Origin of the sequence: Streptomyces sp. NPDC056628, assembly GCF_042792555.1 — a bacterium.
Lineage (GTDB): Bacteria > Actinomycetota > Actinomycetes > Streptomycetales > Streptomycetaceae > Streptomyces.
Window position 1 is genome coordinate 1 of the sequence record NZ_JBHTWG010000090.1, and the last position, 1,952, is coordinate 1,952.

General features: G+C 37.9%; 2 protein-coding genes. Both read left to right on the top strand.

What is annotated here, in order from left to right; translation table 11 throughout:
* The first annotated feature begins 703 nt into the window (after positions 1-703).
* Positions 704-877, top strand: a complete 174-nt coding sequence (locus ACFRAC_RS36700) for a hypothetical protein (RefSeq protein WP_375839303.1) — start codon at positions 704-706, stop codon at positions 875-877.
* 90 nt (positions 878-967) lie between these two features.
* The gene (locus ACFRAC_RS36705) at positions 968-1,876 is read left to right on the top strand and encodes a hypothetical protein (protein WP_375839305.1); all 909 of its coding nucleotides are present in this window, start codon (positions 968-970) and stop codon (positions 1,874-1,876) included.
* Positions 1,877-1,952 lie beyond the last annotated feature (76 nt).

Sequence of the window (1,952 nt, forward strand, 5' to 3'; positions counted from 1 at the left end):
CACAAAACGTGATTTTTGAAGCAAAACGGTTCCTCTTTATGGAGCCGTTTTTTTTATTTCCCGAAGGGTTATTTGTCAGAATGACAAACCGATTTCGAGCCGGCGAGAACCCATTGTCACACCACGATTTAGGGGGTGTGTATAAATGGGCACTCTCTGTGAAATTTGAAGCTTTGAAATTCCGAATGGCGCACTTATACACTCTGTCGAGTGAGTGCTAAAATGCTGAAGCATTTCCGTCAAGCGTGTGGAGGAATCTTGTAGAGAGATATAGCATAGATACCCGTATCTCTAGAGATATTTTGGTATATCCCTGCTATATCTATGGGGTATCTATGCTATATCTTTGGCTTCAAAAACGGCACCTGTTCTAAGAGCATAGAAACTCAACAGGCACAGCCTGTTTGACACCCTTTTTTTTAGGGTGGCACCGAGTTTCCTTATGCTCTTTTTCTCTGAAGCTAAACCTGTTTTATATGTCGTAGTCTTTTTATTGGGAGTGACCCCTTGCTGTACAATTTCCGGAGGTGCCGATAAGGGACGAATTTTCCCTTGTCGGTTGCCTTTGGGGATTGTAAGGGGTGGAGGCTCGGAATCAAAAGGAAACGAAATATCATTCCGAGTGTGCTTCTTTTTTCTGTTCTTGAATTCTATTATTTCCAATGTTAGAATTATGTTAACAACTTGTTAGGAGTGTGTTTGGATGGAAGAGAAAAAACAAATTGGACCTCGAATTACTGTTGAAACATTTAAAAAGCTAGAGTTATTAGCCGAACATTTTACAAAACACAATGAATTTGGAAGAGTTTCAAAAGATGCTGTAATTGAGTTTGCTATTAAGGAATTGTATAGGGACTATTTGGGAAAAGGACGCTAATTTTTGTTGAAAAACTGACTTCGGATTTGGGGTTCTTTATTATTAACTTGATTTTAATTAAACATTACAGGAAAAATTGAGGGGAAATGGATGGATAAACGCAATGGTGACGCGGTTTTCATAGCTCCAAATGATGTTGTAAAAGTGACCACTATGAATCACGTCATTGAAGTTCAGCATATGGAGAAGATGAACCGGAAAAATAATATCAAAAAATTGGACAAGGATAGGTTTGTAGACCTCTCTACTGGGGAGATCCGGGAGTTCGAGCATTCGGAAAATCGGCAGGAAAATTATAATTCTTTGAGACAAACCTTTAAGAAGCTGCGTTATTTGATAAATAACAATTTTATAGGACGGCCAAATGAATTACATATAACTTTGACATACAAGAAAAATATGACGGACACGAAAAAACTTTATAGTGATTTTCAAAATTTTATCGACAGGTTGCGTTATAAATACAAGAAAGAAAGTTCGATAGATTATTTATCGGTGGTAGAGCCACAAGGACGTGGAGCCTGGCATTGTCATGTTTTAATGCGCTTTAATGATTTGGATAAGATTTATATTAAAAATGCTGAATTAAGGAGTCTATGGGGTTTAGGATTTGTAACAATCAAGTCATTAAAGGATATAGACAACATAGGAGCCTATTTGAGCGCTTATTTGACTGATATAGACCTAGAAGATGTCCAAGACAGGGAAACAGCCTTAAAAGTGGCTTCAGAGGGCTGTGAGGTGCAAACAAAGATCGTAGAAGGTCGGGAAAAGAAATTTTTAAAAGGCGGACGGCTGCACATGTATCCTTCCGGAATGAATATGTATCGAAAATCAAAAGGGATTGTTAAGCCGGAACGGGAAGAAATGAAGTTCGGAGACATAAAAAAAGTAGTGGGTTCGGCAAAACCACACTACGAGAAAAGTTATCATGTCGAAAATGACAATTTTGAAAACACAATTTCGTTTCTCCAGTATAACACAAAACGTGATTTTTGAAGCAAAACGGTTCCTCTTTATGGAGCCGTTTTTTTTATTTCCCGAAGGGTTATTTGTCAGAATGACAAACCGATTT